The sequence below is a fragment of the Streptomyces alkaliterrae genome (assembly GCF_007097205.2).
Classification (GTDB): domain Bacteria; phylum Actinomycetota; class Actinomycetes; order Streptomycetales; family Streptomycetaceae; genus Streptomyces; species Streptomyces alkaliterrae.
In genome coordinates this window covers 23,383-31,342 of the sequence record NZ_VJYK02000021.1, presented here as the reverse complement: position 1 = coordinate 31,342, position 7,960 = coordinate 23,383, and the positions used below count along the sequence as shown (strand labels likewise).

5 protein-coding genes are annotated in these 7,960 nt (G+C 75.3%); 1 reads left to right on the top strand and 4 read right to left on the bottom strand.

Going from position 1 to position 7,960, the window contains the following annotated elements:
* Both FNX44_RS03735 and FNX44_RS29475 read right to left on the bottom strand, forming a co-directional pair.
* A partial coding sequence (locus FNX44_RS03735) for an AAA family ATPase (RefSeq protein WP_143646478.1) occupies window positions 1-1,237 on the bottom strand: 1,237 nt, incomplete at its 3' end.
* Between the two features lie 158 nt (window positions 1,238-1,395).
* Entirely contained in the window at window positions 1,396-4,356 is a 2,961-nt protein-coding gene (locus tag FNX44_RS29475) for an AAA family ATPase (protein ID WP_173019105.1), read from the bottom strand.
* A 309-nt stretch (window positions 4,357-4,665) separates the two neighbouring features.
* On the opposite strand from FNX44_RS29475, the gene FNX44_RS03725 reads away from it, so the two are divergent.
* Window positions 4,666-5,316, top strand: a complete 651-nt coding sequence (locus tag FNX44_RS03725) for a response regulator transcription factor (protein ID WP_143646484.1) — start codon at window positions 4,666-4,668, stop codon at window positions 5,314-5,316.
* Here FNX44_RS03725 and FNX44_RS03720 read toward each other — a convergent pair.
* On the bottom strand, window positions 5,263-6,243 hold the full coding sequence (locus FNX44_RS03720) for a prephenate dehydrogenase (protein WP_143646476.1): 981 nt from the start codon (window positions 6,241-6,243) through the stop codon (window positions 5,263-5,265). The two genes, FNX44_RS03725 and FNX44_RS03720, sit on opposite strands and share 54 nt — an antisense overlap.
* Window positions 6,236-7,960, bottom strand: a complete 1,725-nt coding sequence (locus FNX44_RS03715) for a glycoside hydrolase family 13 protein (RefSeq protein WP_323369046.1) — start codon at window positions 7,958-7,960, stop codon at window positions 6,236-6,238. The genes FNX44_RS03720 and FNX44_RS03715 overlap by 8 nt, the downstream gene beginning before the upstream one ends.

The following is a 7,960-nucleotide window of genomic DNA, read 5'->3' as shown; positions in this document are numbered from 1 at the left end:
GAACCGCGTGGCGGGCGGGGGGAGAGCTCGCCGAGCGGGTACCCGAGCGGGTGCCGCGGAGATACGCGGCGGCGCGGGCCGGGTCGCCGCGCTCGGCAGCCAGGGCGGCGGCGTCGCGCAGCACGGCGTCGGCCCAGGGGCGACCGGGGTCGCAGCGGAGGAGGTGCGCGGCGATCTGTTCGCAGGGCGCGGCCCACTCCCGTAGGAGGTCCGCCGCACGCCCGTGGAGTTCCCGCCGTCGGCTGGGGGCCACGCACGCCGCCTCCGCCGCTTCGAGCAGCGGGCACGCGGTCCGTACGAGGCCCGTGTCGGTGCCGACGACAAGTCCCACCCGGGTCAGCCGGTGGACGGTGTCCTGGGCGGCCGGTGCCGACAGCCCGGCGGTCTGGGCGACCAGTTCCGCGCTCTGCGCTCCGCCCAGCACCGCGAGGGCGGTCGCGGTGGCCTCGACCTCCGCGCCGAGGTCGCCCAGAAGCGCCCGCACCGCCGGCCGGATCTCGTGAACCGTTCCGGTCACCGCCTCCTCCCAGCTCTCCTCGCCGGGGCGTGCGGGCGTGGTGGCCAGGGTCCGCAGCAGCGCCTGAAGGAGCAGGGGATTGCCGGCCGTGGCCGTGCGGCACGCCGCTGACACCGCCCGATCCGCCCGTTCGCCCAGGGCGCCGAGGACCAGCCGATGCACGGTGTCCTCGTCGAGCGGCAGGAGGTCCTGCTGCCGTGGCAGCAGGCGCAACAGGGCGGCCAGTTCGTCCTCGTGCGCCACCTCGCCGGGCCCCAGCGTGACGAGCACGGTGAGCGGCAGGTCGTCGGCCCGCCTGATCAGGTATCCCAGCCAGCGCAGCGAGGGGGCGTCCGCGTGCTGGAGGTCGTCCACCGCGACCAGCACCGGCCGGCGGGTGGCGGCCGACGCCACCGCCGCGTACAGGGCCTCCTCGGCGGCCTCCGCCGTCGTGCCCGGGTCGGCGAACGGTCGCGGTACCGGCGGCGTACCGTGCTCCGTCTCGTGCACGTCGTCGAACAGCTGCCGCACGACGGCGAATTCGACCGAGCTCTCCAGCGGTTCGGCGGTGGCCGACACCACTGCCCGTCCGGCGGCGAGTTCCTCCGCGCGCAGCACCCGCAGCAGCGCGCTCTTTCCGCTCCCGTAGCCCCCGTGCAGGAGAAGCGCCGAACGGTTCCCGACGCGCCGACCGAGCATCGCGCGCAACCGGGCCAGCTCGTCGTCACGTCCGATCACCACCGACCGCCCCCGGTGTGTGCGTCCGCGTGGGGCGGCCGGCGGTCTTCCACCGGGGGCCTCGGTGCGCAGGACATGCGGCTGCCTTCCTGGTCGGGCCCCGTGTCGTTTCCCCCGGACGCGTGGCGGGGCGGGGCGGTGCCGCGCGCTTCCTGCCGTGATTATGCCGCCGGATCCGCCTGTCCCCCGGAGTGCCCGGTAACAACGGCTGAAAACGCTCCCAACGAGGGCTCGTCGAGGGCGGTCGGCAGGCCGGAGCGCCCCGGAATGCCCAACTTGTCGTACACGGCTGAGAGATGGAGCTCGACCGTGCGGCGCCCGACGTGCAGGTACTCGGCGAGCTGGCGGTTGGTCAGGCCGCGGGCGGCGAGCTCGGCGACCCGGCGCTCGGCTGGAGTCAGCGCGGCCACCCCCGCGAAGGTGCGCGCACGCGGTCGGTGCCCGGCCGCCCGCAGCTCGGCCAGGCAGCGGTCGGCGAGCGGTGTCGCACCGCAGGACTCGGCGAGCGTCGTGGCGCGCCGCAGCGCCGCACCGGCCGCCTCGTGGTCACCGAGGAGGCGTTCGGCGCTACCCAGGTCCGCCCACGCCCGCGCCTCCTCGAGCCGGGCCGGCGTCGTCGCCAGCAGCTCACACGCCTGCCGCAGGGAGGCCAGCCCGCAGGCGCCGCCGAACACCAGGCCGCGGGCGCGCAGGGCGACGCCGTGCCGGACCGCCTCCGAAGCGCGCGACGCCTGTTCGACCTCCACCGTGACCAGTGCGGCCGCGGCGCGCGCGTCGTCACACGCGAGGTGGGCGAGCGCCGCGTCCGCGCGCCAGGAGGACGGCCCCCCGGCGTGGCGGCGGGTGGTCGGCCCGTTCGACCCGGCGCACTCGCGCTCACCCACCGCGAGGAAGTCCGCCAGCGCCTCACGCGCCCGCCCGGCCGCCAGGTTCAGCCGGCCGCGGGCGAGCAGCAGCCGGTCGGTCAGCGCGCTCACTCCGAGCCCTCCGGCCAACCGGTGCTCCACCAGCAGGCGTTCGGCCTCCTCCAGGCGGCCGCGCGCCCGCCCCAGCTCGACCTTGACCGAGACCGCCACCGCGGGCCAGCCGTGCTGGACGCCGACCTCCAGCGCGGTGAACTCCGCCAGAGCGGCGTCGGCGTCGGCCTCCGCGTCGGCGAGCCGCCCCCGGCTGAGGTGGGCGACGGCGCGGGCCGCCAACAGCGCCGCGTCGAGCGACCTGCCGCCCAGCGCCGCCCGCAAGCTGACCGGGGCGTCGGCCGGTCGTGCGTCGTCCTCCGGCAGGCGGGCGGTGGCGGGTGCGGTCAGCAGTGCCGCCGCTCGGCACAGCACCCGGGCCCACGATCCGTCGGCAGCCTCCGAGCGACGCGGCGCCGGACCGGCGGCCGCCTCCGGCGGGGCGGGCGAGAGCATCGCCCGCAGGACGGCGAGCGGGCGCGGGCTCGTGGCATCGCGCCGGGCCGCCCGTTCGACCTGGGCGAGACCGCGCAGCACCCGTGGGGAAAGACCCTCGGCACACCACCGCGCGTAGCACAGCCGGAGTTCGAGCTCCGGGTCCCGCCGTGCCCCGAGCGCGCGGGAGTCGAGGACGCCGGTGAGGAGTTCGGCCGCCTCGTCGTGCCGGTCGAGGGCGCACAGCGCGACGGACAGGACCCGAGCGGCCGCCGCCCGCTGCTCTTCGGTCCGCGCGAGGTCGAACGCGCGTCGCAGGGTGTGCGAGGCCTCCGGCACGGACCTGTCGAGCTCTGCGGTGCCCAACTCGACCAGCACGGCGACGCGCACCTCCTCCGGCAGGTCCTCGACGAGTGCGCGGCGCAGGCACCGTGACGCCTGCTCGGCGTCCCCGCGGCTCGCCGCCTCCAGCGCGGCGCGCCGCAGTGCGTCGACCAGCCACGGCGTCCCACCCGGCGTCCGGAGCAGGTGTGGGACGACGACCTCCCACCCGGCACCGCGCCCGCGCAGCACCTCGGCGGCACGCGCGTGGAGGTCGTTGCGGGCGCTGGGCAGCATGCCGTCGTGGACGGCGGCCTCGAAGGCGGGACAGCTGAAGGCGACCCGGGCCCCCTTCAGCCGGCGCGTCAACCCGAGCCCTTCCAGCAGATGTGAGGCGTCCTCGGCGGTCGCCTCCGTCAGCCCGCTCGTCTCGGCGAGCACGGCGAGAGCGGGCGACCCGGAGAGCACCGCGAGACCCTGCGCGAGTGCCAGGGCCTCCGGTCCCGCGTGACGGATCCGGGCGCGCACGGCCCGGGACACCTCGTCCGGCAGATGGCGGGTGATCTCGGCGGCCGTCCAGGCGTCGGGCGTCAGAGCGACGCCGGCCAGTGACCGCAGGACCGCGTGCAGCAGGTAGGGGTTGCCGCCCGTGACGGAGTGGCAGGCGCGGACGAAGACCCGGCCCACCGGCGCGCCGACCACCAGCTCCGCGAGCTGCGCCACCTCCTGCTCGCTCACCGGGCGCAGCGTCAACTGCCGCAGGAAGAGCGGGAAGAGGAAGCCGGCTCGGCTCTCGTCGACGCTCGGTTCCGCGTCGCCGAGAGACGCCACGACCGCCGCCGGAATCCGGTCCAGCCGACGTAGCAGGTAGCGCAGGAAGCAGAGCGACGAGACGTCCGCCCAGTGCAGGTCGTCCACCGCGATGACAAGCCGGCGGCCGCGCGCACGAGCGAGGCGGGTGAGCAGTCCGCACAGGGCGCGGTAGGCGTCGGTGGTCGCCGTCGGGTCGTCGACGCCTTCCCGGCCGAGACGTGTGAACGCCGCCCGGACCTCGCCCAACGCGGTGCCCCACGCCGTCACGGGCGGCCGCTCGCAAGTGGGTTGTTCCAGCCGGGCGAGCAGCTGCTCGACGACGCCGTACTCCCGGGTGGCGTCCGGGGGGTCGGCGCAGACGAGGAACACCGGCTCACCCTCGCGCCGGGCGTCGGCCACGTAGGTGCGCAGCATCGTGGACTTGCCCATTCCGCCGGTACCGCGGAGCAGTACCGACGCCCCGGTCTCCTGCGGGCTCGTCCAGGCCCGCAGCAACCGCGACTCCTCCGCGCGGAGAAGGAAGCATCCCTCACCCGTCGTGGCGTTCGAGCCGCCCTTGCCGACAAATCCCTGGTCATGCAGGCGAGTTGGTGCCACGCGTTCGATGCTAGCGGAAACGTGTGAACGCTCTCGGCGGCGACATGCCGGTGTCCGACGCCGTCGAGCGAGCCGGGGAGGGGACCACAGGGGGACCGAAGGACCGGAAGGCGCGCGACCGAAGGAACGGGCCCCGCCCACCGAAGGGTTGCGCACGAGGCCTTTTCTTCGGTTGTCCTTCCTCTCCGTCGCCTGTTGTCGTGGAGGGGCACGCGGCGCTCTCGGGGGAGACGGGCTGCCCGCGTGCCTCGCCGCCCGGCGCGGGACCGCGCGTGCGAGCGACCACCTGCCCGGACACGACGGAGAACCATGAACGCATCGCGCACGCGTGTACCCGTTTCCATCCACTCGGCGGATCCGCTGACCCAGGCCGGCGTGGTGAGCAGCCTGCGCTGCGATCCGACGGTGGAGCTGTTGGACGAGGGCCGGGAGGACGCGGCGCCGGCCGGTGACGAGGTCGCCATGGTCCTCACCGACCGTCTCTCGGACGGGACGGAGAAACGCCTGAGGTCCCTGGCGCGCGACCCCCGGCGTCGGGTGGTGCTCGTCTCCGACCGGCTGCGTGAGGCCGAGATGATGCGGGTCATCGACTCCGGCGTCCGGGTGGTGGTCTGGCGGCAGCAGGCGACGCCGGGGCGCCTGGTCAGTGCCGTCCACACCGCCGCCAGAGGGGAGAGTCTGGTGCCGGCGGACCTGCTCGCCCGGCTGCTCGCCGAGACCCGGCGCCTGTACCGCTCCACGGTCGCAGAGCCCGGCACCAGACCGGCGGACGGCCTCACCGCCCGTGAGTTGGACGTACTGCGACTGGTCGCCAACGGCATGGAGACGCGGGAGATCGCCGAGCGGCTGGCATACTCCGAACGGACCGTCAAAAGCGTGCTGCACGGCATGATGACGCGCCTGCGGTTACGCAACCGGGCGCACGCCGTCGCGTACGCCCTGCGGGAGGGCCATCTGTGACGGGCGGGACACCCTCGCCGCGCCGGACACCGCCGCATCGGGCACCCGCGGTGCGTTCTCCGCCGGCCTCCGGCCGGGCGTCGGCACGCGGGCCCGGCCGCGCACTCCCCGCTCCAGGACGGCGCGCAACCGGGCGGCCGCGTCCGGGCGTGCGGTCGGACCACCGCGTGCCAGGTCGCGCAGCGCCTCACGCGCCAGGGACAGATCGCCGTGCAGGGCGTCCAGCACCGTGAGCACCGCTTCGGCGTTGTCGCCGAGGATGTCGGTCCACAGATCGGGGTCGCCGGCCGCCACCCGGGTCGTGTCCCGCAACCCCTGTCCGGCCAGGCGCAGTTCGTCGCTCTCGCCCCGGAGCAGTGTGCCGGCCAGCAGGCTCGCGACCAGGTGGGGCGTGTGCGAGGTGAGGGCCACGGCCCGGTCGTGCTCACGGTGCCCCATCACCACCGGACGGGCGCCGCAGAGGGCGACCAGCTCCAGCACCGTGTCCAGCGCCTCCCCACCGGAGCGGGCGGAGGGCGTCAGCACCCACGGTCTCCCGCGGAAGAGGTCGCGGCGCGCGCCCTCCGGGCCGGACGTCTCACGCCCGGCCATCGGATGACCGCCGACAAAGCGGGCCAGGTCGCACCCGGCCTCCGCCGCGTGAGTGAGTGGCACCTCCTTCACACTCGCCACGTCCGTGTAGATACGTGCCAGCTCCTCGCCCTGCACGGCGGCGAGGACCCGGGCGACCTGGCCGGGCGGTACGGCGAGTACGGCCAGGTCGGCCGGCCGCCGGGGGCGTCCGGTCCGGCCGGCGCCGAGCGCGGCGGCCGCCCTGGCCACTCTCGGATCACGGTCGAGCAGATGGGTCGTGACGCCCCGGGCGGTGAGAGCCAAGCCCACCGACGTACCGATCAGACCGGCGCCGACCACCACCACGCTACGCATCGGACCGACCTCCCGCGATGAGCGTGCCGGTGGGTGACGGGCCGACGGCCGGACCGTCCGGCGCCCGGAGCCACACCGACGTGTCCGGCGGAAGCACGCCGTCTTCCGACGGGGCGCTCGCCAGAAGCACTTGCCGGTCCGTCTCCAGACTCACCGGCCGCGAACCGAGGTTCGTCCGGCACTCCAACCCGCCGTACCGGAAGGCGAGCACGTCGGGCGGCGCGGGCAGCCAGCGCGGCGCCGGCTGCTCCGTCGCCGCCGGTGAGCGGCACGCGCGCCGCAGCCGCAGCGCCGCGCGGTACAGCTCCAGAGTCGATCCGGCGGTCCCGTCCTGCGCCGCGACGCTCAGCCGGGCCCAGTCGCCGGGTTGCGGCAGCCACGGTTCGACGCCGTCCGCGCAGAACCCGTACGGCGGGGCGTCACCCTCCCAGGGCAGCGGCACCCGGCAACCGTCCCGCCCCGGGTTGCCGCTGTCGGCGCCGAGCCGCATCGGGTCGTGCCGCCGGTCCGCGGGCAGGTCCTCGACCTCGGGAAGTCCCAACTCCTCGCCCTGGTAGAGGTACACGGAACCGGGAAGTGCCAGGGTCAGCAGCGCGGCGGCCCGCGCCCGGCGGGTACCGAGCGCGAGGTCGCCGGGCCCGCCGTGGGCCATGGTGGTGAAGTCGAAGGAGGTGTCCGCGCGTCCGTAGCGGGTCGCCACACGGGTGGTGTCGTGGTTGCCCAGCACCCAGGTCGGCGGCGCGTCGACGGCCGCGTGGGCCCGGCAGGTGGCCTCCACGCAGGACCGCAGCGCGGCCGCGTCCCAGGGGGCGCTGAGATAGGCGAGGTTGAAGGCGGTGTGGAGCTCGTCGGGGCGCAGGTAGCGAGCGAGGCGGTCGGGGTCGTCCAGCCACATCTCTCCCACCAGCATGCGCGGCGGCTCCTGGGAGTCGGCCACCGAGCGCCAGGAGCGGTAGATCTCGTGGACCTCCTCGCGGTCGTGGTACGGGTGCGGGTCGGCGCCCGCCGAGAGCGGGGCCAGGGACGGGTCCTTGACCAGCAGCGTCGCCGAGTCCACCCGTACGCCCGCCACCCCCCGGTCGAACCAGAAGCGGAGCACGTCCTCGTGCTCGGCCCGCACCTCGGGGTGCGACCAGTCGAGGTCGGGTTGGTCGGGGGAGAAGAGGTGCAGGTACCAGTCCTCGGGTGTCCCGTCCTGGTCGGTCAACCGGGTCCAGGCGGGGCCGCCGAACTCCGACTGCCAGTCGTTCGGCGGGAGTCCGCCGTCCGGGCCGAGACCCGGCCGGAAGTGGAACCGTTCGCGCGCCCGGCCGCCGGGGCCGGCGGCGACCGCCTCCCGGAACCACCGGTGGTCCCGGGACACATGGTTGGGAACGACGTCGACGATCGTGCGCAGGCCCAGCCTGGCGGCGTCCGCGATCAGCCGCTCCGCCTCCTCGAGCGTGCCGAACAGCGGGTGGACGGCCCGGTAGTCGGACACGTCGTACCCGCCGTCGCGCAGCGGCGACGCGTACCAGGGCGTGAACCACAGTGCGTCGACGCCCAGTCGAAGAAGGTAGGGAAGGCGGGACCGGACACCGGCGAGATCGCCGACGCCGTCGCCGTTGCCGTCGGCGAAGCTGCGGGGATACACCTGGTAGACCACCGCGTCCCGCCACCACTCCCGGCGCGTGTGCCGGCGGGCGGTCGCGGTCTCCGGCGCGGAATGGGTCGCCAC

Coding starts and splice junctions, on each gene's coding strand:
- FNX44_RS03725 (WP_143646484.1), top strand. CDS start 4,666: ATGAACGCATCGCGCACGCGTGTACCCGTTTCCATCCACTCGGCGGAT.
- FNX44_RS03720 (WP_143646476.1), bottom strand. CDS start 6,243: ATGCGTAGCGTGGTGGTGGTCGGCGCCGGTCTGATCGGTACGTCGGTG.